18 protein-coding genes are annotated in these 23,256 nt (G+C 48.4%); 15 read left to right on the top strand and 3 right to left on the bottom strand.

Features of this window, described 5'->3' with window-relative positions; all coding sequences use genetic code 11:
- Nucleotides 1-71 precede the first annotated feature (71 nt).
- The 3 genes from BLS44_RS07470 to BLS44_RS07460 all read right to left on the bottom strand — a co-directional run bounded on the left by BLS44_RS07470 (nucleotide 72) and on the right by BLS44_RS07460 (nucleotide 5,168).
- Nucleotides 72-1,655: a C1 family peptidase gene (locus tag BLS44_RS07470; protein ID WP_090389423.1), complete on the bottom strand. Its 1,584-nt coding sequence runs from the start codon at nucleotides 1,653-1,655 to the stop codon at nucleotides 72-74.
- A gap of 66 nt (nucleotides 1,656-1,721) precedes the next feature.
- Nucleotides 1,722-3,569: a BspA family leucine-rich repeat surface protein gene (locus BLS44_RS07465; protein WP_090389422.1), complete on the bottom strand. Its 1,848-nt coding sequence runs from the start codon at nucleotides 3,567-3,569 to the stop codon at nucleotides 1,722-1,724.
- 468 nt (nucleotides 3,570-4,037) lie between these two features.
- Nucleotides 4,038-5,168, bottom strand: a complete 1,131-nt coding sequence (locus BLS44_RS07460) for a helix-turn-helix domain-containing protein (protein ID WP_143019694.1) — start codon at nucleotides 5,166-5,168, stop codon at nucleotides 4,038-4,040.
- Between the two features lie 224 nt (nucleotides 5,169-5,392).
- On the opposite strand from BLS44_RS07460, the gene BLS44_RS07455 reads away from it, so the two are divergent.
- From BLS44_RS07455 to BLS44_RS07380, 15 genes are all read left to right on the top strand, one after another.
- Nucleotides 5,393-6,256 (top strand): sugar phosphate isomerase/epimerase family protein, encoded by an 864-nt coding sequence (locus tag BLS44_RS07455; protein ID WP_090389619.1) that lies wholly within the window; start codon nucleotides 5,393-5,395, stop codon nucleotides 6,254-6,256.
- A 142-nt stretch (nucleotides 6,257-6,398) separates the two neighbouring features.
- The gene (gene rpmH / locus BLS44_RS07450) at nucleotides 6,399-6,554 is read left to right on the top strand and encodes a 50S ribosomal protein L34 (protein WP_026309617.1); all 156 of its coding nucleotides are present in this window, start codon (nucleotides 6,399-6,401) and stop codon (nucleotides 6,552-6,554) included.
- A gap of 133 nt (nucleotides 6,555-6,687) precedes the next feature.
- Nucleotides 6,688-8,952 (top strand): glycosyl hydrolase family 95 catalytic domain-containing protein, encoded by a 2,265-nt coding sequence (locus BLS44_RS07445; protein WP_090389421.1) that lies wholly within the window; start codon nucleotides 6,688-6,690, stop codon nucleotides 8,950-8,952.
- A 63-nt stretch (nucleotides 8,953-9,015) separates the two neighbouring features.
- Complete coding sequence (gene rnpA, locus BLS44_RS07440; protein ID WP_176954347.1) at nucleotides 9,016-9,417, top strand: ribonuclease P protein component; 402 nt, start codon at nucleotides 9,016-9,018, stop codon at nucleotides 9,415-9,417.
- Nucleotides 9,401-9,631 (top strand): membrane protein insertion efficiency factor YidD, encoded by a 231-nt coding sequence (yidD, locus tag BLS44_RS07435; RefSeq protein ID WP_090389419.1) that lies wholly within the window; start codon nucleotides 9,401-9,403, stop codon nucleotides 9,629-9,631. Before rnpA ends, yidD begins: the two co-directional genes overlap by 17 nt.
- A gap of 109 nt (nucleotides 9,632-9,740) precedes the next feature.
- Complete coding sequence (gene acpS, locus BLS44_RS07430; protein WP_090389418.1) at nucleotides 9,741-10,115, top strand: holo-ACP synthase; 375 nt, start codon at nucleotides 9,741-9,743, stop codon at nucleotides 10,113-10,115.
- A gap of 239 nt (nucleotides 10,116-10,354) precedes the next feature.
- Complete coding sequence (locus BLS44_RS07425; protein WP_090389417.1) at nucleotides 10,355-12,085, top strand: tetratricopeptide repeat protein; 1,731 nt, start codon at nucleotides 10,355-10,357, stop codon at nucleotides 12,083-12,085.
- A gap of 182 nt (nucleotides 12,086-12,267) precedes the next feature.
- Entirely contained in the window at nucleotides 12,268-12,714 is a 447-nt protein-coding gene (locus BLS44_RS07415; protein WP_143019693.1) for a hypothetical protein, read from the top strand.
- Between the two features lie 270 nt (nucleotides 12,715-12,984).
- Nucleotides 12,985-14,730, top strand: a complete 1,746-nt coding sequence (locus BLS44_RS07410; protein ID WP_090389414.1) for a tetratricopeptide repeat protein — start codon at nucleotides 12,985-12,987, stop codon at nucleotides 14,728-14,730.
- A gap of 481 nt (nucleotides 14,731-15,211) precedes the next feature.
- Entirely contained in the window at nucleotides 15,212-17,269 is a 2,058-nt protein-coding gene (locus tag BLS44_RS07405) for a choice-of-anchor Q domain-containing protein (RefSeq protein ID WP_090389413.1), read from the top strand.
- A 159-nt stretch (nucleotides 17,270-17,428) separates the two neighbouring features.
- Nucleotides 17,429-18,742 carry a flexirubin biosynthesis putative acyl-CoA ligase FlxY gene (locus BLS44_RS07400; protein WP_090389412.1) on the top strand — a complete coding sequence of 438 codons (1,314 nt, stop codon included), beginning with the start codon at nucleotides 17,429-17,431 and terminating at the stop codon, nucleotides 18,740-18,742.
- A gap of 164 nt (nucleotides 18,743-18,906) precedes the next feature.
- Nucleotides 18,907-20,028, top strand: coding sequence for a family 20 glycosylhydrolase (locus tag BLS44_RS07395; RefSeq protein WP_090389411.1), 1,122 nt, complete (start codon nucleotides 18,907-18,909; stop codon nucleotides 20,026-20,028).
- A 69-nt stretch (nucleotides 20,029-20,097) separates the two neighbouring features.
- Nucleotides 20,098-21,633 carry a flexirubin biosynthesis tyrosine ammonia-lyase FlxA gene (locus BLS44_RS07390; RefSeq protein WP_090389410.1) on the top strand — a complete coding sequence of 512 codons (1,536 nt, stop codon included), beginning with the start codon at nucleotides 20,098-20,100 and terminating at the stop codon, nucleotides 21,631-21,633.
- Between the two features lie 76 nt (nucleotides 21,634-21,709).
- Complete coding sequence (fabG, locus tag BLS44_RS07385) at nucleotides 21,710-22,438, top strand: flexirubin biosynthesis SDR family reductase FlxB (protein WP_090389409.1); 729 nt, start codon at nucleotides 21,710-21,712, stop codon at nucleotides 22,436-22,438.
- A 198-nt stretch (nucleotides 22,439-22,636) separates the two neighbouring features.
- On the top strand, nucleotides 22,637-23,116 hold the full coding sequence (locus BLS44_RS07380) for an RDD family protein (protein ID WP_090389408.1): 480 nt from the start codon (nucleotides 22,637-22,639) through the stop codon (nucleotides 23,114-23,116).
- The last annotated feature ends 140 nt before the right edge of the window (nucleotides 23,117-23,256 follow it).

Below are 23,256 nucleotides of genomic sequence, written 5' to 3'. Positions count from 1 at the left end.
ACCCGTAGCTGGCGGACGTTTATTTTACGATCTACATCAGGATACGGTATGCCCTATCTCACTGGCGACGATCAATTATGCCTGATCTCCACCATCAGCGGAACAACCGTGCCGCCGCTATAAACGGTTTTTGCATCATCGTCTGTTACACTAAGATTCCGCGTGGCCGTGCCATTGGCGCTGAAGCCCACTTTATCCGCGGCATATTTAATAACGGACTTATTCATCAGCTTACTGCCCAGCACGGCTTTTATTTTGGAACTTAATGCACCGCTCATGCCATTCATATCGGCCGCTATTTTTTTTGCCTCCAGTTTTTCGGCCGCGTAAAGGATCAGCAGATAGTCGGTCCCTTTATTTTCATCCAGCCGTACCACTTTTTTGTCTGAAGGAAAGGCGATCACACTATTGGCCCCTAAATGGGTTGAGCTCATTTCGTCAAAGGGCAATATTAAATTCACCTTTCCGCTGAGGTCTGTGGCAAATGCATAAACATAGGCTTCCTGGTCTACATCTATATAAAACCGGAACGCGGTACCGCTGGCATAGCTGCCGGCCATGGTATAGGCCACCAGGTCTTCTTTAACAGCCGGCTTATCATCATCTACCTGCAGGTTGCGGGTAGTGGTTTGTTTTACAGGCATATCTTCACCGGTGTTTAATTTAAAAGCGATGTTCCCGCTTAGTGAGAACTTTTTTTCAACCGGCTTTGGCTGTGGCGTTGGAGTGGGGGCGGGCTTTACCTCCGGTGGAGCAGGGGTAAGCGGGTCGGCAAACACCTGCATGGCCAGCACGCACCATTTGGCAAAGTCGGCATATTTTACCCATACAAACCCTTTATCAGCCCAGCCGGTACCCCAGCTATTCAGTACCCGGAACGCGCCACCGTATTTATTATCGTCATAGCCTACGATCGCCATAGCGTGCCCGTTATGTTTCCAGTCGCTTAGCTGGTCATCGCTGGTGGTATTCCAAACATCCGATTTTACATAACAAAAGCTTTGAGGCAGATGCCATCCGGTGGATACCGGGGTTCCCTCCAGCAATGCTTTTTTAGTAACAGCGATCATGTCTTCCTCAGCTAATACATATTTATCTCCTTCCATCATTCCTTTTCCGGCAAAAAGAATAGCGGCATCCCTGATCTTATAATTAATGGCTTCCCGTTTTGCTGCATCAGTCAGCTTCGTATTACATTGATAAGGAACGGTGGTACTAAACGCATCCCCGCCGTCTTTCATTTTTTCCAGCGCCAGGGTGGGGTCGCTTCCTTCCTGGCAGTCGTTATCCCCTTCGGATTTGATCTGCTCATACAGGTAACTCGCCGAAAAAGCGTATTTGTCAATAATGGTCTTGTTGGTAATATTATGTGTTTTAGCATATAAAATGGTGGCCACTCCATACGCGTTGGCAAAAGCCACACAGGTGCCGTGGCTGCCCTGGTCCGCGGGAGTAGGACAGAATTGCTCCAGGGAGTAGGCAGGGGTAAGCCCTCTTAAACTGCGGGTAGATAATAATACCTTTTGCGGGGTGAGGGCAATAGTTGCCGCATTAAACGTGGCGCCCATGCTCCTGGTTGACTGAGCAAACACACCGGAAAAAGAAATACAGAAACACAACAATGTCAATACCCTAGTGTACAGGAATTTTTGCATTAGTTTGGTTTTAAAATTATGTACCGAAATTACTTGTTTTTGATAAAAAATGTAGTTCTCTTTCTCTTATTCCACTATCGTCTTTATCACTTTGCTGTACTGAAAATCCCCGTCTTTATCTACCTGTTTGATCCGGATAAACAGTTGGCCCCCTTGCCCGGCCGCATCAAGCTCATCCCCGTTTTTTTGGCAGGAGCTCAGCGCTGTAAATCCTGAAACGAGCACCAGTATTGCTACATATACCCTTTTTCTTTTTCTTCCGGAAACAGATAATAACAAGCCAAAAGCCATCAACCCTATTACAGTTGCAGCCTGCGGCATCATTGCAGTATATTCATAATTAAGGTGGTTTTGCGACATGCCGTTCACCGCCTTGCTGCTTACCGTTTCCAGCTTCGTAAACGTTTTGCCATCCCGGGAAACTTCTATATCAAAGTAGCTGCTATTGGTTTCGGATAGGGTGACCCAATGAATGTATAACCTGTTATTTTTAAAAATAGCCGAAACCGCTCCAAAGTTTACCGGTAGTACAGTAATGCTGCATTGCTCATCATAATTATCGCCCGTTATGGTCCATTTATTCGTTGCAGTGAGCACAATCCTGGCAGCCTTCCCCTCCGTACCATAAGATAGACCGTCTGCACCCAGTTTTATATTCCGGAGCAAATCAGCGGAGTTTTTTGCCCATCCGATCAGGGCTTTACTATAGTTGCTACAATCCAGGCCGCTATATGATAACATTCCTTCAGCAGAAGAGCTGAATATGGATACCTTTAATGCGTTCAGCTTCCATTCCCCGAGGTTTTGATTAAAAGCCGCGGCCTTATAAAACATATAGCTGGTGTTGGCTACCTTACTTACATCCCAGCCGCCAATGTTGGCATTAAAAGCTATAGCCCCGCTAAACATTTCTGACATATCCACCACACTGCCCACACCCCAACCGCTTATATCCCCGTTAAAAGATGCAGCACCCGCAAACATGAGCGACATATATTCTACCTTGCTGACATTCCAGTTGCTAATAGTTCCGTTAAAAGCCGTTGCCTCTAAAAACATTTGCTGCATATCCGTTACCCTGCTCATATCCCATTCGTTGAGGTCCTGGTTAAAAGCTGCGGCACCTGAAAACATAGCCCAGGTATTTTGTACCTTACCGGTTTTACCTTTCCATTTGCCGATGGGCTGGTTAAAACCCGATGCAAACTCGAACATATGGCTCATGTTTTCCACCAGGCCTACATCCCAACCGCTAATGTCTTCATTGAACAGGTAAGCAACGGCAAACATTCCGCCCAGGTCTTTTACACTTCCCACATTCCAGTTTCCAATACCGGGGATATTGGTGAGTACACTGCAACCGCCAAACATATAACTCATATCTGTTACGTGACTTACGTCCCAATTTCCAATATTTGGAATGGTGGTAAGGCTCTCGCAAGCGTTGAACATATAAGCCATATTGGTTACTGCGCCCAGCCGGGGCACGTCATTGGCAGCGGTAATGGTGAGGTTTTGTGCATCCATAAACGCATAGGCCATACTGCTCCAGGCTATGTCGCCCCATTGGGTAATTTGTGTAAGATAGTGCGCATCGGGGTAGCCCGTATTCATTTCTATATGGGAAAACGGGTGCGCGCCTGCCACGGGGGTAATTTCAAGCTGGTATTTTCCGGCTGCTCCAAATGATATATTTGTAGCAGATACGCTTGCGGAAGTGGAACCACCGCTTCCATTTCCGGTATGTGATAAATTGTTGAGGTCTTTCCAGGTATAGGTAAATTCACCGATGGCGTCTATCCGTATTCCCATATTGGGGGTTTGCCATATCGTAATAAAAGGCTCGTTTGCTGCATTGGCAAAATGGCAGGCCGTAAAAAAATAAACGATAAAAGCAATGCGTTTGTGATTCACGTTTTTTTTATTTAGTACCGTATTTAAAAATGTGCACAGTTATACAAGAGTGGTATATCAATGAATGATCATTCAGGCTGAAATTTTGCCTGGTTTTACCGAAAACCCGGCGCCGGCAAAACTATCCGGATTGAGCCTGGTACGATGTCCGCCCACCCCGGAATTTGTCGCAACAAGGCGAAAATTTGTCGCAACAAGCCGTTTCCGGCAATAAACCTCCCTTAAAACGGCCGGTCCCGGGCGCTGTATACATTTGTGTTCACATAAAATAGTACTGATGCTAATTCCCTCGGCTTGTCCGAATGACTGTTCAGCAGGGAACGATGCAGATCAAACACAGAAAAGAACTGATAAGCAACGCCCCTGCCCGCCGGGTCAAAACAGGCGGATGCGGAAAAAACTCCCGCAAATCTGCCAGCCGGCGGGTCAGCAGGCTGTATGAGGAAAAATCTATTTTCAGACAGCGGCTCAGGATAGTTGGCTCAAATATTCGGAAGGTGTTAGCGCCGTATATTTTTTAAATGCCCGGTAAAACGAGGCCCGGCTGTTAAAGCCGGATTCATAGGCAATAGCCTCGATGGTGATCTGGTTTATTTTATTATCCAAAAGCAGCTTTGCCTTATCAACCCGTTTTTCATTAACCAGCTCAAAAAAGTTTTTGTTCATTACTTTATTGATCGCCGCCGAAATTTTTTCCACCGGCACACGCATGTTGTCTGCAAGCATGTTGATGGTAAAATCCGGATCGGTATAGGTACCGGACTGCATCAGAAAGTCTTCAATACGCGCTGCTAAGATCTCCAGTTCATTTTGAGGGACAGCCGCCTGTTTGGCAGCAGGTCCGGCGTACTCTTCCACAACCGGGCGGGTTTCTTCCAGGAACTGCTCATAGGTTTCCGTGGTAAAAATGGCGTGATGCCGGAAACTGTAATACAGAATAAAAAAATAAATGAGCGTAATCAAACAGGGCAGGTACAGGTATTCTACCAGGTATTGCGGCAGAACCAGGTACAAAACAGATGTAATCAGCGTAAGGATGCCCCCAAGGGCAACAAATTTCGTAATAAAAGACAATTTGGTCTTTTCGAGGTTAGATATGGTTGTAAACAGCCGCCTTTTGTACCGGGCTATTTTTATAGCTGAAGCGGCCACACTTGCAAGGATCAGCAACATGCCAACGATATTAATGACCGTCATTTGCCACGGCAACGGCTCCTGCAGCAGGGAGGCTGCAAACCCGGGTCGCGCCGGTACCGGCAGCATCAGGTAGGTGACGGGAAACGACCACCCGAATATACAAAGCAGAAAAGCAACAAGCCATATCGGGTGTTTCAAATTGATGGCCGCACCCGTAAACAAACAGGTATAAGCAAAAACGAGCGGACCAAAATAAGCATTGGTACACCACGAAAGAAAAAAGAAGTACGGGAATTGTTCAAATATTCCACCCGTAATGCTGGCGTTGCCCAAAAACGAAATGGCGGTGTCTAATAGAATAAGTGCCAGTATTTTATTAGGAAGGGCGTTGTTTTTCCTGAAAAAGAAAGCAACAAATAAAATAATCAGATTAAGGGCAAGACAAATATTTAATGCGAACATTGATTAGTTTTGGGTAAAATCCACACCCGTAAAATTATTGGTTTTTCATAAATGCGTGAAATAAATATCCGGATGAAGCATCCCACAGGCCATACCTGTATTTTTCCGCAGCAGGTATGTCGCCGTTCTTTTTTATCAAACGGAGCCAGGTTACAGGATGATTGAAATTTGCCCAATATCAGCTACCTTCAGGATCAATTATTGATATTAAAACCGGTTATACAATGAAAAGAAGCCTGTTCCTGAAAACAATTGCGGCAGGTGCCGCGGGATTATACACCCCCAACCTGTTTGCCGCCGGCACAAAGAAAAAATACCTGGCCATGCAGCTCTTCTCGGTAAGAGATGCCGTGGCAAAGGATCTGGAAGGCACATTGGAAAAGCTGGTCGGTATCGGCTATAATGAACTGGAGATTTACGGCTACGATGGAAGCTTCTTTGGTAAAACCCCGGCGGAATTCAGATCTATTTTAAAAAATACCGGAGTAAAAGTGGTGAGTTCGCATCACCTTACCGGGTTCCAGGCAAAATCAAAAGGCACATTAAAAGAAGGATGGGAAAAGGCCGTCGAGGACCTGCATTTCATCGGAGCACGATATATGGCCTGCGCCTTTTTATTTCCCAATGAAAGGACCAGCGAGGTGTATGCAGCGCTTCCGGACCTGCTTAATAAATCCGGCGAAAAAACCGCGGCGGCGGAAATCGGGTTTGCCTACCATAACCACGATTTTGAATTTGAGAAGTATAACAATACATTGGTATACGACCACTTAATTACCAATACGAATCCCAAACTGGTCAATATGGAGCTGGATCTTTACTGGATCAGCAAGGCGGGGCACGACCCCGTGGCATATTTTAAGAAATATCCCGGCCGCTTCCCGCTTTGGCACGTAAAAGATATGGAAGCCGGAACCGGGGACATTACTGAGGTAGGGCACGGCACAATCGATTTTGAAAGGATCTTTGCGGCAAGAAAAACGGCAGGTCTGAAGAAATGGTTTGTAGAACAGGACACCAGTAAGGGCAATATGTTCGAAAGTCTGAAATTCAGTCACGACTACCTGTCAGGCAAAAAATACATTTAAAACCGGTTGTGCCATTTTCCGGGTTTTTCCCTACCTTTGCCGTCCTTTCACAAACCAACGGGAGTGGTGTCCTGTGGTTGAAACTTGAAAACCAGCATGTTCTCCCATGCGCATTCAAAAAATAGTGAAAAATTAAGATATTATGAAACGGACATTTCAACCCCATCGTCGTCGTCGTAAAACCGTACATGGTTTTCGCAAACGTATGCAAACCGCTAACGGCCGTAAAGTACTGGCAAGCCGCCGTGCAAAAGGACGTAAAAAATTAACGGTTTCCGATGAAAGGAAATTGAAGTAAACAATCCTGTTTATTTTTTCAAAAGATTTGGTAGCCCCGGTAACGGGGCTATTTTTTTGGACAAATTATCCGATGCAATCGTTTGCCCGGTTGTTTGCCCATACCGGTCTGAAAAAAAAGTGTAAGTTCGGGTATGGTAGTTATTAAACGATTGTTCACATGCCTCTTTTGCGCCCTGCTGGTTTCATTTGCATGCGCACAGCCAGCCGGAAAACATAATCTCCTCTTTACACAACTGGCTTCCCGCTGGGATGAAGCGATACCCCTGGGCAACGGGATGCTGGGTGCCCTGGTATGGCAAAAAAACAACCAACTCCGGCTATCATTGGACAGGGCGGATCTGTGGGATGAGAGAAAGGCGCTCGACCTCTCAAAATTCAACTTTAAGTGGGTAGAGCAGCAGGTACTGAAAAAAGACTATAAACCCGTGCAGCAACTGGGCGACCACCCCTACGACAACCTGCCCTATCCTACAAAATTACCTGCTGCGGCGCTGCAGTTTAACCTGGACGAGCTGGGGCCGGTCGTATCGAACAAACTGGATATTACTACTGCAATAAATACGGTAACCTTCCGTTCCGGTGTTATATTCCGGTCATATATTCATGCAACCAGTCCAACCGGGTATTTTGAATTTGAGAACCTGCCGGCTTCTATTACCCACCCGCTGATCCCCGATCTTGAAATTCACAATTACAATTCCGGCAGATCTGCCGTAGAAAATGATAACAGCCATGCCGGTGAAGGGCTGGAAAAGCTTGGTTATGCCCGGGGTACTGTAAGCACCCAGCGCAATAGCATCCACTATCATCAGCCCACTTACCAGGATCATTATTTTGAAGTATTGGTCCGCTGGAAATACAATGGCAGGAGCCGTATGAGCGGAACATGGACCATTACCAACGATCAGCCGGCCGTGCTGCCCGAGCCAGGTACAGCAAAAGCAAACCGGGATAGCCATATCCTGTGGTGGGCCCGTTTCTGGAACCAGTCTATGGTACAGCTCCCGGATGCCGCTGTTGAAAAGCAATATTATCTCGAACTCTATAAATTGGGGGCTACCAGCCGCAAGGGCGCTCCCGCCATCACTTTGCAGGCTATTTGGACCGCCGATAATGGCAGCCTGCCCCCCTGGAAAGGAGATTTTCACAACGACCTTAACACACAGCTCAGCTACTGGCCGGCCTACACGGGAAACCACCTTACAGAAGCCGCCACCTTTACCGACTGGCTCTGGAAGATCCGGGCAAAGAGCCTGCATTACACCCGTCAGTATTTTGGTGTAAGCGGCTTAAATGTTCCCGGGGTTGTAACCCTCAACGGGGATCCGATGGGTGGCTGGATCCAGTATTCCCTTTCCCCAACCGTAGGCGCCTGGTGCGCCCAGCACTTTTACTGGCAATGGAAATATTCCATGGATAGCCTGTTTTTAAAAACCCGGGCCTATCCCTATATACATGATGCGGCTGTTTACCTTGAGCAAATAACCCGGCTGCAAAATGGCATCCGGAAATTACCCCTGAGCTCCAGCCCCGAATACCATGATAATGCCATCAATGCATGGTTTCTTAACTGGACCAACTACGACCTGTCGCTGGCCAAATTCCTGTTTGCGGCTGCCGCTGAAGCTGCAACCGCAATGAACCAGCCGGCAGAAGCCGGACGCTGGCAAAAAAGGCTTTCCGAACTCCCCGGATATGATGTGAACGAAACCGGCCTTACAGTGGCTCCCGGGGAAAATATGGGATCCTCGCACCGGCATCATTCTCCTTATATGGCCATCTATCCCCTGGCATTGCTGGATGCGGATCGTGCGGCTGACAGGATCATTATTGAAAAATCGCTGAAGAACATCGAAGCAAACGGTACCCGGGCCTGGTGCGGTTACTCATTCAGCTGGATGGCTTCTTTATATGCAAGAGCGGAAAAAGCAGACAGCGCCCTGCAGCAGTTACAAATCTTTGCCTCCAATTTCTGCTCCCCCAACAGCTTTCATCTGAACGGCGATCAGAAAGGCGGTCAGTATTCCGGGTTTACTTACCGCCCTTTCACACTGGAAGGAAACTTTGCCTTTGCGCAGGGAGTGCAGGAGCTGTTGCTGCAAAGCCGGCAGGGATACATAGCGGTATTCCCATCCGTTCCCTCCGGCTGGAAGAAAGTACGCTTTGCCAACCTCCGGGCGGCTGGTGCTTTCCTTGTAAGCGGCAGCATCGAAAACGGCGCCGTAAAAGAGATCCGCATTGTTGCAGAAAAAGGCGGACAGGCGCCATTTAAACTCCCTTTCAAAAAAAGCGTGGTCCTCTCTGCACAAAATGCCCGGTTAACCCGCCTTGAGAATGGACAGGTTTTATTAAACGCCGGGCCAGGTGGCCGTATCGTTATAAAAAGCGGGGAATAGCCCCGTTTGATAACAGGTTTGCCATAAAGCGCCCGATCCCTGTATTTTTGCATTTTATTCAACGTGCAACAGGCAAAAACAAATACTTTTCCCCGGCAGCAGCGGCTGAAAAGCCGTAAGAAGCTACAGGAGGTTTTCAGTTCCGGAAGCCGCATCCATTCGGGTACCATAAAGCTGCTCTACCTGGCAGAAGCGGCAGACAAACCGGATATCCAATGCGGCGTGGGCACAAGCAGCCGGTATTTTAAGAAGGCCGCGGACCGGAACCGCATCAAACGCCTGCTGCGGGAGGCCTACCGGCTGCAGCAGCAACCCGTAAAAATGAGCGCCGGTCAAACCCAAACACACCTTTCTTTGTTCTTATTATTCACGGGCAAAGCGCTTCCTTTGTATAACGATATCTACAAACAGGTAGGCAAGGCCTTACAAAAACTGGAAAATAAATTGCATGCGATGGATCCTTAAGCTATTAAGTCTGCCGTTTATCCTGCTGATACGGTTTTACCAGCTGGTCATTTCACCCTGGATGGGCCCCAAATGCCGGTATACTCCTACCTGCAGTCATTATGCCCTGGAAGCTTTTAAAAAATACGGACCTTTTAAAGGGTTCTGGCTTTCGCTAAAACGTATTTCCCGCTGCCATCCCTGGGGAGGAAGCGGATACGACCCGGTGCCATAGGACCGCAGGCCCCCTTCAGGACTTCATATTTAAAGTTGTAACACCTGAAACTACTCACGCCTCCCCCTGAAAATGCTCACTTAAAACAGTTCACTTCAAACCTGAAACAATGATCACCGGACTTGGCCTTGATGTAATAGAAACCGAACGTGTAGCAGAGAAGATCCAAAAGGAGCAGGGATTCCGTGAGCTGGTGTTTTCGCAGGAAGAGATCGGCTACTGTGAACCCAAAGCACATAAATACGAACATTACGCCGCCCGTTTTGCTGCTAAAGAAGCGTTCTTGAAAGCGCTGGGTACCGGGTGGGCAGATGGTACTGCATTTAACGAGATCCAGGTCCTGGGAGACGAACAGGGAAAACCGGTACTCTCCCTGAAAGGACAAACTGCCGAAACCCTGAAGCACCTGGATCTGAAAAAAGTACAGCTTTCCCTCAGCCACTTAAAGACCATTGCCGCAGCCGTGGTGATCATTGAACAATAGCCACTCAATACAGCTTCCCCTTTATTCCGCCGCACCAGAAACGCAGCACCGGGTAAAACACGCTTTACAACGGGGGTTGCGGAACTGCAACAAACCAGCCGGAAGGTTCTCCTGCGGTATAAGCCGATTGCTTCCCAAACATTATAATGCCGGCCCCCGGCAAGGTTCGTATAACCGGAACCACATACATATAATTATTTTTTTTACTTTTAAGAAAGAATAACCAAATCAACTGTGTCTTGAAGAAGCTGCTCCTTTTTGTCCTGTTCCTGATTCCGTTAGTTTTTACAGCGGAGGCCCAAACCAGGAGGATCAAGTTCATTCTGGAGGCCTGGGAAACCACGGATCACAGCCAAACCAGGAAATGCAGGGAGCTTGTTGATGATTTTTTTGAACATGCGATCACGCCCGGGCAAAAACAGTCCTATTACAGGGAAATAATCCTGTTAAAGCAGTATGTTCAAAATCATCCTGACCCACGGCTAAAAGTACGCTTAATGATCTATGAATTTCATATAAGGCTCGATTCCAGTTTCAGGCGTGATTTTTTTGATGAAGCCATTAACCTGGCTTACCCGTTAAAAGACGACCAGCTAAACGCAGAGCTCTATCTGCTGCGGGGAAGTCATCCCCTTTCCCCGGATACCCGGCTGTTCTATAACCTTAAGGGTATCGAAATGCAGAAAAAAATTGGTATCCGGTATTTTCCCTATGGGTATGTTCCTTATTATGAAGTAAGCCGTTGCCTTTACGACCTGGGCGACTACAGGAAAGCCATTGACTATGGCAGGCAATTCATGGCCATTTATCATGCTGCGGGAAGCCTGCTGCTTCCGGACCACTATGTTTTTCAATGTGATATCCTTGGAGCCTCGTTTAAGAACCTGAACCGGTTCGACAGTGCAAGGGCCTATTATAAGAGGATCCTCCAGATGCCCCGTCCTAAAATGACCAACCTGGACAGTACCTTATGGAGTGGCATTGCCAAAGGGAACATCGGGCAGACCTATACACGGGAGGGGAAATATACCCTGGCGCTGCCACTGCTGACGAATCACCTGCAGGCGGCTTCTCAACTGAACGATCGTTTGAACATCGTTATGGCCCAGAACGCTTTTGCAGACTATTACCTGCGGCAAGGCCAGTACGGCAGGGCATTGTCGGCAGCCAGTCAGGCCTATGATACGGCTTCCAGATATACCCTGCTCCCGCAATTAATGGATGCGGCGCAATACATCAGCCTTATTCATCGCCGTCGCAATAATATCAGTGAAGCCTTTTATTATAATGATCTTTACCACTCGTATAAAGATGCGCTCCGGGAGCAGAATAAAAAGGGCGCATTTTCCGTAATACAGGCACAGCTGGCATTTGACAAACTGCAGCACTCGCTGGCCATTTCACAATCGGTAGCTCTTCAACAGCGGCAAAAGCAGCAGCTTATTTTAACAAGCATCAGCCTGCTCCTCGTTATTATGGGACTGCTGTACAACCGCAAAAGAATAAAAGACCGGGCCAAACTGGAAAAAATAGCAGCCGACTACCAGAATGCCCAGGCAGAAATAGACCAGGCAAGGGAGCGCATCCGGTTTTTTACCCGGCTTATTGTTGAAAAAAACAACCTCATCCAAAGCCTGGAAACCCAAAATAAATGGCAAATACCACCGGCCGAATTACAAAATCAACTGCTCAGCAACGCCATCATCACCGAAACCGAATGGGAAAAATTCCGGGAAGAATTCACCAAAGCCTTTCCGTACTTTTTCTTACGGATGCACCAGAATGCGCCCAATATCACCCCGGCTATGGAACGGCTGGCCGCCCTTATCTTTTTAGGGCTCAATAATTATCAGATCGCCAATACCCTGGGTATCAGCAAAGACAGCGTAACCCGTGGCAAACACCGCCTGCGCAGCCTTCTTTGCCTGGCACATGAAACAACACTGGAAGAATATTTATTTGATTTATAACCAGTTATACTATTGTCCGGTTTTTGTCTGGCTGTTTTTTTGTAAATCCCTCTCTTTTCAAAGCACCTTTAGGGAACAGAACAAATAAGCTGCTATTACCATTGCGCTGCTTCAGATATTCCCCGTCTGCCTGTTTCTGTAAAGAAATTAACTGATTCTCTATACGCTTAAAAAAAAATAAAATGAAACTCCTTATCATCATTGTGGCAACGGCATTCAGCATTCATGTTTTTGCCAACAAACCTGCCCCTGTCAGTGAAAAAGTGCTGAGCACCTTCAGCGTCATCTTTAAAGATACGGGACCGGTTTCCTGGATAGAATCGCCCGATTATATTACGGCCGTCTTCAAAAAGGATCATATCCTGTACCGGGCGATGTTAGACAAAACAAACGGCAGCCTTTTACAAACCATCCGTTATTACGGAGAGGCCAACCTGCCCCCTAATTTGTTATTTGGTATAAAAAAGAAGCTTGGGAAAAAAGAAATCTTTGGCGTAACAGAAGTAATGACCTCCCAGACGACCAATTACATCATCGTGGTAAATGATGCAAAAAACACGTATAAAGTAAACGTTGATGCCAATGGTAACATTACCTTCTTAAATAAATTCAAACGAGGCGACATATAGGGCTGCAACAGGTATCCTGCCGGCGATCTGAACAGCCATGATCGCCGGTCAGCAGGATGGCTTCACCACCGCTCCATATTACCTGGCCGGATGTCGCTGTAACTTTTTCTCATGGAATAGTCCCGGTGTTGTTTTTACTTCTGCCGGTTCAATATCAGACATTCCATTACCCGGAAAGGGCTTAATATACCCTTCCGGAAAATCCTCCCCAAACGCACCCTCCCGAAGCTCTTTCAAATCCTTTATATTTACAGCACCAATTTTTTTGCGGTGAAATTGATACTTTTCTTTTGGTGCCTTCTATTCAGTACAGCCTCTTTATCCCAGGACACGGGAATAGCGCCTTATATCGCAGCATGGAACATTTCTGATAAAACACAGAGCTATCGCTCGCAGGTATTTTTCGATTCCCTGCTGATCCACAAAGATGACCCGCTGTACCGGAAGAAATACCTTGGTCATATCGATCTGCTGCGGAGCTATATAAAGAAACACCCGGACAGAAGGCTGCAGGTACGCCTGCTCATGTTCGAGATCATGGCAGCAAGAGAATACGGATATGCCCAAAAATACTACCCCGCCATCGGCGAAGCTATCAAAATGGCTTACCCGCTGCGGGATGACCAGCTCAATGCCGAGTTATACAGCATCCGGGCCGATATACCTCCTTCCTCAGAAACCCATCTGCTTTATAACTTAAAAGCACTGGAGATTCAACGCAGGATCGGCTTCCGGTATTTTCCTTATACACAGAACCGCTTTTATGGTGTTTGTGCATCCCTGTACAGCCAGGGTGAATATGTAAGAGCCATCACCTATGGCAGGGAATGCCTGAGATTATGGGATATCGATACCGTTCACCGGGACCCCCGGGTATATATTTTCCAGTGCGACCTCCTTGGGGCCGCCTATAAACAACTGAACCGCTACGATAGCGCCCGCTGGTATTATCAACAGATCCTGCAGGCATTAAGATCCGAAAGCTCGGCCTACATGCAAACACTCTGGCGGGGCATCGCCGATGGGAACATCGGGCAAACCTATACTGCAGAAGGGCGTTATGCCGAGGCACTGCCCTTACTGACAGCATACCTGCAAAACAGCAGGAAAGAACAGGATCCCCTTAACATTGCCATGGCCCATAATGCCTTTGCACGGTTTTACTTCCGGCAAAAGCAATATGCATCTGCGCTGGCAGCGGCGCAGGAAGCATGGAAGATTGCCCTGCCCAAAAATATATACCCGGAACTCATAGAAGCTGCCGACCGGATGAGCACCATATACCGGCAAACCGGACCTACCGACAGCGCCTTTTATTACTATGACATGTGGAACCGGTATCGTGAGATACAGCGCGAGGCGAATAAGAACAGCGCTTTTTCCGTAATAAAGGCCCAGATCGCCTTCGATAACCTGCAGCATTCGCTGATACTGGCCCAGTCGGTTGCCAACAGGGAAAAAAGTATCCGCAATGCTATCCTGGCAGGCATCGTGCTGCTGACCATCATCGCGCTCCTGTTGTATAACAAAAAAAGGGTAAAGGAACAGTATCGTCTGCGGGAGATGGAGCTAAGGCATGCCAATGCCCGGCGCGATGTAAAGGAAGCCCGGGAAAAAATAGCAGCCTTTACCCGCAATATTATTGAGAAAAATGATCTTATCAGATCATTACAGGAGCAATTGAGCAACAAATCCCCTGAAACCGCCAACCCCGAGCAATTGCGCTCCTATTCCCTGCTAACAGAAGAAGATTGGGAAAAATTCCGGGATCAGTTCTCGAAAGCCTACCCGGCATTCTTCAGTAACCTGCGGCGGCGCATGGAAAATCTTACCCCTGCCATGGAGCGGCTTGCCGCGCTGATGTTCCTGCAACTGACCAATTACCAGATCGCCAATACCCTGGGCATCAGTAAGGACAGCGTAGCCCGCAGCAAACGCCGCCTGCGCACCGCTTTAAACCTGGCTACGGACCAGCAAATGGAAGAAGAGATCGCCGTACTTGATACCTATGCCTGATCAAAAGAACTTGTCCGCATTTTGTCCGCGGCCAATCATCTCCGGATTAACAGAATTATCCTACATTTAATTGCACTTTTATTTTTATATGAAACGCGGAAAACATGTATATGTTACCCTGCTTATTCTTCTGGTAGCGCTCCTGCTGATACTGGCAGTATGGATTTACTTTGAGCGCAGGATCCACCCACTTTAAACAACATGGGGGTCGCAATCAACAACCAATGCTTTGAAAAAAGCCGGCAGCGCAAGCTTCCGGCTTTTTTATGACTTCCAGGAGCCTACATTCTTCAAATTCCCCGCAATCAGCGTCCGTGCTTTGTCCGCCCGGTGTCCGGGTTTTGTCCTTCCCGGATTTTGGGTGAACGTTTTCCGCAACGCACCTTTACTACTGCCATATAGACAACCCGGCCATTTTAAACCCTAATCATCCAAACCACAAACAAACAATAGTTATTCACCCGTCCAAAACCTCCAATAAATGAAAAAACAATACCTGCTTTTCCTCCTGCTCCTGGTCCTGCCCGCATCCCTCCTGAATGCCCAGGCATTGTATGTGGATGCAACGGCAACAGGCGCCAATGACGGCAGCTCCTGGACAAATGCTTACAAAAGCCTTGCCAGCGCATTAAATGCAGCTAATGCCAACCCGGCCATTACACAGGTGCAGGTAGCACAGGGCAACTATTATCCTACAGGCGACAATGCCGGCACCGGCCGTAACGCCGCTTTCAGGATCACCCGGAATAACCTGCAATTACTGGGCGGGTACCCTTCCGGCGGCGGGGTGCGCAATGCATTAACCAATATAACAACCTTAAACGGGGATATCGGAACTGCCGGTAATAACAGTGACAACAGCTATCATGTGGTACTGGTTACAAACATTACCGGCGGCGTTTCAACCGTGCTGGTTGACGGATTTACTATTCAAAACGGGAACGCAAGCGACAGCTATACCGGCGCTACCGGGCGGGGCGGTGGCATATATCTTTCGCAGAACGAAAGCCATACCGTTACCATAAACAATTGTATCCTTACCAGCAACTTTGCCGGCCTGGGAGGGGGTATATATATGGAAGGCGCCGCAGGCGCAGATATGCCCACCAGCAATGCCTCCCTGGTAAGCAACTGTCTTTTTCAAAATAACACGGCTTATATATATGGAGGCGGCGCCAGCTCGCGTAACTGCGCTCCCTCATTCGTAGCCTGCACCTTTAACAATAACCAAACCCTTGCAAACACCATTGGTGCAGCAGGGGGCGGCGCTATTGAAAACCGCAACTGCACGCCAAGCTATATCAACTGTATCATCATGAACAATACAGCCAGCGACGGCAATGGGGGCGGCCTCTATACCCGCCACTCCAAAGTAAGGATCTCCGGCTGTCTTTTTGAAAATAACAGAGCCCTGGAAGGCAGCAGAAGCAACGGGGATGGCGGCGCTATTTTTGATGCAGATTATGATGCAAGCCAATATGGCCCTTATCCATCGCAAAACACCATTATCCATACAAAATTCATCCGTAATAAAGCCGCAGGAGATGGGGGCGCTATGTATAACCTGTTTTCAAATGCAACTGCCAGCAATTGTTTATTCTTAAAGGATACCGCCGCTCACGGAAGTGCCGTTAACATGGAAGCCAATAGCGGCGCAGGCATTGTTATAACCAATAGCACCGTGTATGGCAACTATTCGCCCGGGGCCGCAGGAGGGGTATTGTCGATGTTCGGTTCGGGCTCATTTTTGCGCATCCACAATTCAATAGTATGGAACAACAATACCGGTATTGTTGCAGAACCCGCTGCCGGAATGCCTTATAGCTATTCCCTGGTCCAGGGGCAAAGCAATACCGGCAACGGGAACCTGAGCCCTGCAGGCATACCCGATGATGGCAGCACTATCTTTGGCAACATAGCTGCCGATGACTATTCGTTAGCCATCAACAGCCCGGTAATCGACCGGGGAGCTAATGGCTTATATGATGCGGCAACCTTTGGCAACAACGACCTGGCCGGCAACCCGCGCTTTATGGGTACAGCCATTGATATGGGCACCTATGAACAGGTTGATGCAGCAATGCCGGTACACTTCGGGGCGCTGAGCGCAGTCATGCAAAAAGACCAGCTAACCGTAAACTGGACCACCCAAACAGAAACCAACAACGATCATTTTGACATAGAAGCGTCCACCGATGGAGCCCGGTTTAAAAAACTGGCAACGGTGCTGTCCAAAACCCCCAACGGCAACAGCAGCATAGCGCTGGAATACAGCTTTAGCATTCATGATGCTATGACCACGGTGCTGTTCGGCGGCATAGCCGGGGTTTTCCTGCTATGCCTGGGATTTGAAGGGCACAAAAGAAGAACAAAGGGCGTTCCGGGGCTATTCATAGCGGTGGCGGTGCTGACTTACAGTTGTTCCAAAAATGAACCACTGCAGGATGCAAATCATACCAGAATATATTTACGCATCGCACAGGTGGATAAAGATGGAAAAAAGGAGTACAGCAAAGCGATACAGGTGGTCAGGGAATAAAACCAGCACCAATTCCCGGGCATGCCTGTGTTTGTTCCGGTAAAGGTTGGTAGTACCGCCTGATACCAGGCAGAAGACCCGCTCCAATGATCGCCGACACTGAAAGCTGATGACTGATATCCGGCCGCTGACCGCTGAAATAATCCTACTTTTGATCCAATGAACGAGTTACCATCCCTGTCTTTTCAGCCGGCACAGCAGATCAAAGCCTACCAGGAAAAAAAACTGGTCAACCTGGTGCAGTATCTTAAGGTCAATTCCCCTTTTTACCGCAGGCTGTTCCATGAAAACAATATAGACCCCGACGCAATCCGGGGTATTGAAGACCTGGCCCGTATTCCGCCAACGGAAAAGGAGCATTTGCAATTGTACAATAAAGATTTTGTTTGCGTACCCCAGCACCAGATCGTGGAATATATGGCCACATCCGGCACTGTGGGCAGCCCGGTAACCATTGCACTTACGGAAAACGATTTGCAGCGGCTGGCTTATAACGAGTACAGCTCTTTTGCCTGTGCCGATGGCAGCGCTTCCGATATCTACCAGTTAATGCTCACGCTGGACCGGCAGTTCATGGCCGGCATTGCCTATTACCTGGGCATCCGCAAGCTGGGGGCAGGGCAGGTACGGGTGGGGCCCGGGGTACCATCGCTCCAATGGGAAGTGATCGAGCGGCTGAAGCCCAACGCCATTGTAGCAGTGCCCTCCTTCATCGTAAAGCTCATCCAGTATGCAAAAGAGAACGGTATTGATCTGAGCCGGTCATCAGTAAAAAAGGCCATTTGCATTGGCGAAAACCTGCGGAAAGAGGACCTCAGCCTGAACGTACTGGGCAGCCGGATCACCGAAGACTGGAACATACAGCTCTACTCTACTTACGCATCCACCGAGATGCAGACCGCTTTTACAGAATGCAGCGCCGGCAAAGGGGGCCACCAGAACCCGGAGCTGGTGATCCTGGAACTCATTGATGATAACGGCAGGCCGGTTGCTGCCGGCGAAATCGGTGAGGTGGCCATTACCACGCTGGGGGTGGAAGGCATGCCCCTGCTGCGGTACAAGACCGGCGACCTTTGCCGCGCCTTTCATGAGCCCTGCTCCTGCGGCCGGCATACCACGCGCCTTTCACCAGTCATCGGCCGCAAAAAACAAATGATCAAATTTAAAGGTACCACCCTGTTTGCACCCGCACTTTTTGAGATCATTCATAAAATGGATGCCATTAAAGAGTATGTGGCAGAGGTATACAGCAACGAGATCGGGACCGATGAAGTGCTGCTCTATATTTTGCCGTCCAACACTTCCGAAGAAACCGACGGCAAAATAAAAACCTACCTGCAGGCCCGGCTACGGGTGATGCCGCATATCAGATACCTTACCCGGCAGGAAATGCAGCAGCTGCAATTTCCTGAAGGAGCCCGCAAGCCGGTGAAGTTTATTGATAAACGCGGAGCGGCCAACGGCGGAGGCTAAAGAGATACAACATTTTATTCGCGCACAGGTACGTGCAAACACCATAGCAGCCAATTTCAGACCTCCTGGCCGCCTGCCCTCATTCCAACCCTTACGTTCCGGCAGACCGGAACAGAAAAAGGCACCCCAAAAAGCGCCGGCAAAAAAATCTTATATTAGTAGTTATGAGAATAAAAGCGTCGCTCCTCCTTTTGCTTGTATGCTGCATATCCATTTTACCGGCTAATAAAATAAAGGCAGCCGGTCACCCCGACAGCCTTCTGCCCATCCGCGGGTTTTGCATTGAGGCTCCGCGGCCTTCCGGTGTGGATTCCTTTGTCACCTTCATTAATAACGAACTGGCGGCCAGGAAGGTGAATACACTGATCCTCCGGGTAGACTTTAATTTTCAGTTTAAAAGCCATCCGGAACTGAGGGACAGCATTGCCCTGTCTGAAGCCGATGTAAAAAAAATGGTGGCTGCCTGTAAAATGCACGGCATTCAGCTGATACCGCAGGTAAACCTCCTCGGACACCAGTCATGGGCAAATAAAACGCATAACCTGCTTAAAAAATACCCTGAATTTGATGAAACCCCCTGGGTCAAAATGCCCGGGAAATATGCCTGGCCCAATAAAGATAGCCTTTATTGCAAAAGCTACTGCTCCAGGCATCCCCGTGTACATAAAATAGTTTTTGCGCTGGTAGATGAGGTCTGCCAGGCTTTTGAGGCAACTGCCTTTCATGCCGGCATGGACGAAGTATTCTATATAGGCGATGCACAATGCCGCCGGTGCCGTAAAAAAGACAAAGCCCGGTTGTTTGCAGATGAAGTATGGCGCATCCGTAATCACCTTGCCGTCACCAATCGTACGCTCTGGATCTGGGGCGACCGTATGCTGGATGGCCACGCAACCGGAATGGGAATGTGGGAGGCCAGCCAGAACGGCACACACCCCTCCGTTGACCAGGTACCTAAAGATATTGTCATTTGCGACTGGCACTATGAGCGGGCCGATAAATCAGCCGTCTATTTTGCCATGAAAGGATTAAAGGTTGTTACCTGCCCCTGGCGCAACCCCGGTATTGCCGTTCAGCAGATGCAGGATATGATCAACTTCCGGGCCACGGCTACCCCACAGCTGAAACCCCTGTTCGGAGGGATCCTGCAAACCATCTGGTCGCCCAACGGAGCCTTCCTGAAGGAATTTTATGCCGGTAAAAAGCCCTCCCCCGGTACGGTGGAAAACAGCAAAACCCAGCGGGAATGTTTTACCCGGCTTTTTGATACCATAAATCAGCTATAACATTTTATTTTGATACCAGTGATCTTTTTCGTTTTTTTGCGCCTTGTTTAATAAATTTTTAATACAAAAATGATCACAGTAGGGGGAAAACGGCTTTCATTGCAGGATTTTAATGCTGTTATAACTGATAGCCAACCTATTACACTTGATGAAGCGGCCTTACAGCAAGTAAACACCAGCTTTGAGTTCCTGAAACAATTCTCCAGTCATAAACTGATCTATGGCATCAATACGGGTTTTGGCCCCATGGCGCAATACAAGATCAGCGACGAAAATATCCTGGAACTGCAATACAACCTGATCCGCAGCCACAGCAGCGGCGGCGGTAACGTATTGCCCCCGTCGCAGGGTAAGGCAGTAATGCTGGCGCGGCTCAACAATTTAATGCAGGGATATTCCGGAGTGGATCCCAAACTGCCCCGGCTGCTTGCTGCCATGATCAACCATGGCATCATTCCCTGTATCTACGAACACGGCGGCGTAGGTGCCAGCGGCGACCTGGTACAGCTGGCACACCTGGCCCTGGGCATCATTGGTGAAGGTGAAGTATGGTATGAAGAAACCATACAACCGGCATCCGAAGCCTTTGCAAAAGCCGGGTTAGAGCCGCTGAAGGTTCGGGTACGCGAGGGCCTGGCGCTGATCAACGGCACTTCAGCAATGACGGGTGTGGGCCTGCTGAACCTGTTGCAGGCACAGCAGCTTCTGAACTGGTCGATCATGCTTTCCGCTATCACGAACGAGATCATGGAAGTATACGACGATCATTACTCCCACGAACTGAATATTGTAAAACACCATACCGGCCAGCAGCATATTGCCCGCCAGATGCGCGCCATCCTTGCAGACAGTAAGCTCATCCGCAGCCGGTCCGAACATTTATACAACCCCGATAATATCCAGCACGACGTTTTCGAAGATAAAGTACAGGAGTACTATTCACTCCGCTGCATTACGCAGGTGCTGGGTCCGGTGTATGATACACTGGCTCACACCGAGGAAACGGTGGTCAACGAGCTCAATTCCGTTAACGACAACCCGGTTGTGGATGTAGCCAGTCATAATATTTTTCACGGAGGTAATTTCCATGGCGACTATGTATCCTTTGAAATGGATAAAATGAAGATCGCCATTACCAAGCTGACCATGCTGAGTGAGCGGCAGCTGAATTACCTGCTGAACGCGCGGTTAAATCAGAAGTTTCCACCCTTTGTCAATCACGGGGTACTGGGGCTCAACTTTGGCATGCAGGGGATCCAGTTTACGGCTACGTCTACCACGGCAGAGAACCAGACGCTCTCCTTCCCCATGTACGTGCACAGCATTCCCAACAATAATGACAACCAGGATATTGTGAGCATGGGCTTTAATGCCGCACAGATCGCAAAGAAAGTGATCGAAAATGCCTACGAAGTACTGGCTATCCAGGCCATGACACTGCTGCAGGCGATCGACTACCTGGACCGGCATGCTCAGATGGCAGCCAAAACAATGGCCATCTATACCTGGTTACGCGAAACTTTCCCGCAGTTCAGTAAGGACTACCCGCTTTATAAAGACCTGGCAAAAGTGCGCGACTTTATGAAAGCGCATCAGCCATTTTAAATTTATAGTTTTGAGTTTATGGTCTATCGTTTGTTCAAACCATAAACTATAAACAACAAACAAGAAACTAAAAATTATGAACTGGGCATTAGTAACCGGGGGATCCCGTGGCATTGGAAGAGCAATTTGCGTACAGCTGGCCAAACAGGGCTTTAACATACTGATCAATTATAAAGGCAATAAAGAAAAGGCCGGAGAAACCCTTGCCGAAGTGGAAAAAGCCGGCGTTAACGGGGCACTACTCGCCTTTGATGTGGCAGACCGCGAAGCCGTGCAGCAAACCCTGGGAGGCTGGATGGAAGCCAACCCGGATAAAACAATCGAGGTATTGGTAAATAATGCCGGCATCAAAGATGACGTGCTGTTGATGTGGATGAAGGACGAGCAATGGGACGGTGTACTCAATACCAGTCTCGGAGGTTTTTTTAATGTTACCCGGCTGGTAGTAAACAGTATGCTGCGCCAGCGTTATGGCCGCATTATCAGCGTGGTTTCCTTATCGGGATTAAAAGGTCTGGCAGGACAAACCAATTACTCCGCCGCCAAAGGTGGCGTCATTGCTGCCACCAAGGCCCTGGCCCAGGAAGCAGGAAAACGGAACATCACTGTTAATGCGGTAGCCCCGGGATTTATCAAAACCGATATGACCGAAGACATTGATGAAGGACAAATGAAACAGATCATCCCGGCCAACCGTTTTGGCACGCCGGAAGAAGTGGCGCATGCGGTGGGATTTTTTGCCACAAAGGAGGCAGCCTATATCACCGGCCAGGTGCTTTCCATTAACGGGGGGTTGTATACCTGATACGGATCTGAGCCGAGACTTGAAACCTCAAACCTGAAACTCTTATATCCGCCGGTGGTTAGTGAGAAGTGAAATGCATTGTCCTAAACCGGGAAGCAGGTCCATGAAGTATAAAAACAGACCTGACTAAACCCCTTCTTTAAGACTTCAAAATAAAACACTAACTTAGTTCCGCTATTCATTACCAAAAACAACCCAATGCTTCAGGACCCCAACGCCCCCAAAGAGTTTTCATTGTTTGAAAATGAGCTGCTCTATACACGTGCCTCCTCTGGCAAGCGCTTGCTAAACCTAATAGTGGACATCATCATTTTTTATATACTTATTTTTCTTCTTGCTTTTTTTATGGTATCCGTTTCACCGGAAATGGCTCCCTACCTGGCGTCGGATGAGCCGGGCCTTTCCTTAATAAGCAAGCTATGTTATACTTTATTATATGCACTCTATATGGGTGCGATGGAATCCTTATTAAAAGGAAAATCCCCGGGGAAATATATTACCAGGACCCGTGCTGTAAATATTGACGGCACACCCATTTCCTCCCAAACGGCCTTCCTGCGCGGGCTTGCCAGGGCAGTGCCTTTTTGTGCTTTCAGTGCCCTGGGTGCCCCCTGCGATCCCTGGCAGGACCGGTGGACAAAGACCATGGTGGTTGATGAGCGGGAGCAGGGCTCCTGAGTTGAACAGCTGTCAGTAGTCAGCTCCCGAAACTTCGGGGCAGTTATCAGCTATCAGTCTTCAGTTTTGATCATCGGCAAGAACATAACAATCATCAATAGAACATTGAGGCACGCACATGGATCGAACTGAAACTTTAA

It is taken from the genome of Niabella drilacis (genome assembly GCF_900101395.1).
Taxonomy (GTDB): Bacteria; Bacteroidota; Bacteroidia; order Chitinophagales; family Chitinophagaceae; genus Niabella; species Niabella drilacis.
The sequence above is the reverse complement of the archived record's forward strand: the minus strand, read 5'-3'. Positions and strand labels throughout refer to the sequence as shown.

Bases quoted from the DNA above. Each gene is read 5' to 3' on its own strand.
- BLS44_RS07470 (WP_090389423.1), bottom strand. From the start codon at position 1,655: ATGCAAAAATTCCTGTACACTAGGGTATTGACATTGTTGTGTTTCTGT.
- BLS44_RS07460 (WP_143019694.1), bottom strand. From the start codon at position 5,168: ATGTTCGCATTAAATATTTGTCTTGCCCTTAATCTGATTATTTTATTT.
- BLS44_RS07455 (WP_090389619.1), top strand. From the start codon at position 5,393: ATGAAAAGAAGCCTGTTCCTGAAAACAATTGCGGCAGGTGCCGCGGGA.
- rpmH (WP_026309617.1), top strand. From the start codon at position 6,399: ATGAAACGGACATTTCAACCCCATCGTCGTCGTCGTAAAACCGTACAT.
- BLS44_RS07445 (WP_090389421.1), top strand. From the start codon at position 6,688: ATGGTAGTTATTAAACGATTGTTCACATGCCTCTTTTGCGCCCTGCTG.
- yidD (WP_090389419.1), top strand. From the start codon at position 9,401: ATGCGATGGATCCTTAAGCTATTAAGTCTGCCGTTTATCCTGCTGATA.
- acpS (WP_090389418.1), top strand. From the start codon at position 9,741: ATGATCACCGGACTTGGCCTTGATGTAATAGAAACCGAACGTGTAGCA.
- BLS44_RS07415 (WP_143019693.1), top strand. From the start codon at position 12,268: ATGAAACTCCTTATCATCATTGTGGCAACGGCATTCAGCATTCATGTT.
- BLS44_RS07405 (WP_090389413.1), top strand. From the start codon at position 15,212: ATGAAAAAACAATACCTGCTTTTCCTCCTGCTCCTGGTCCTGCCCGCA.
- BLS44_RS07400 (WP_090389412.1), top strand. From the start codon at position 17,429: ATGAACGAGTTACCATCCCTGTCTTTTCAGCCGGCACAGCAGATCAAA.
- BLS44_RS07395 (WP_090389411.1), top strand. From the start codon at position 18,907: ATGAGAATAAAAGCGTCGCTCCTCCTTTTGCTTGTATGCTGCATATCC.
- BLS44_RS07390 (WP_090389410.1), top strand. From the start codon at position 20,098: ATGATCACAGTAGGGGGAAAACGGCTTTCATTGCAGGATTTTAATGCT.
- fabG (WP_090389409.1), top strand. From the start codon at position 21,710: ATGAACTGGGCATTAGTAACCGGGGGATCCCGTGGCATTGGAAGAGCA.
- BLS44_RS07380 (WP_090389408.1), top strand. From the start codon at position 22,637: ATGCTTCAGGACCCCAACGCCCCCAAAGAGTTTTCATTGTTTGAAAAT.